This is a genomic window from Acinetobacter halobius, assembly GCF_044130335.1.
Classification (GTDB): Bacteria; Pseudomonadota; Gammaproteobacteria; order Pseudomonadales; family Moraxellaceae; genus Acinetobacter.
The window spans coordinates 1-811 of sequence record NZ_JBIQOD010000046.1 but is presented as its reverse complement, the minus strand read 5'-3'; the positions used below and the strand labels follow the sequence as shown (position 1 = coordinate 811).

Genomic DNA, 811 nt, shown 5'->3' with positions numbered 1-811 from the left:
GAAGATCGTGGCTGAACTGAGCTATCCAGCGACAGGTTTGAAGTGTGTAGACCGTATTTACACCGACCTGTGTGTGATTGATGTCACCGCAGAGGGTTTAAAAGTGATTGAGAAAGTAGACGGTTTAAGCTTTGCAGAATTGCAGGCCATGACGGGTGCAACTTTAGTGGATGCGACGCAGGAATAATAAATCTCCCCTAACCCCTCTTTAAAAAGAGGGGAACTCCTCCCTTTGATAAAGGGAGGTTGGGAGGGATTTTAGATAAAGGGAAAATGAAATATGAAAAACGCTTACATTATTGATGCCATCCGTACCCCATTCGGCCGTTATGCGGGTGGTTTAGCCCCAGTTCGTGCCGATGACTTGGGTGCAGTGCCAATTCAAGCCTTGATGCAACGCAATCCAACAGTGGATTGGACTCAAGTCGATGACGTGATCTACGGCTGCGCGAATCAAGCGGGTGAAGACAACCGTAATGTGGGTCGTATGTCGGCATTACTTGCTGGCTTACCGGTTGAAGTTCCTGCTACGACTGTGAATCGCTTATGTGGCTCATCACTCGATGCCATTGCCATGGCAGCCCGTGCCATTAAAGCGGGTGAAGCCAACCTGATCATTGCAGGTGGTGTGGAAAGTATGTCACGTGCACCCTTTGTCATGGGCAAATCAGAAACCGCGTATGGTCGTAGTCAAAAGATTGAAGATACCACTATGGGCTGGCGTTTTATCAATCCTAAGCTGAAAGCGATGTATGGTGTAGACACTATGCCGCAGACTGCGGAGAACGTGGCACAACAATTTAATATTGAT

Annotated in this window: 1 protein-coding gene and 1 pseudogene; both read left to right on the top strand. The window is 48.0% G+C overall.

The features are described 5' to 3' along the window. Window positions 1–187, top strand: a pseudogene (locus ACE01U_RS17035) (3-oxoadipate CoA-transferase); the annotation flags it as partial. Window positions 188–280: 93 nt separating this feature from the next. Next, window positions 281–811 (top strand): thiolase family protein (locus ACE01U_RS17030; RefSeq protein ID WP_395580020.1); only part of this gene is annotated, 531 nt, incomplete at its 3' end.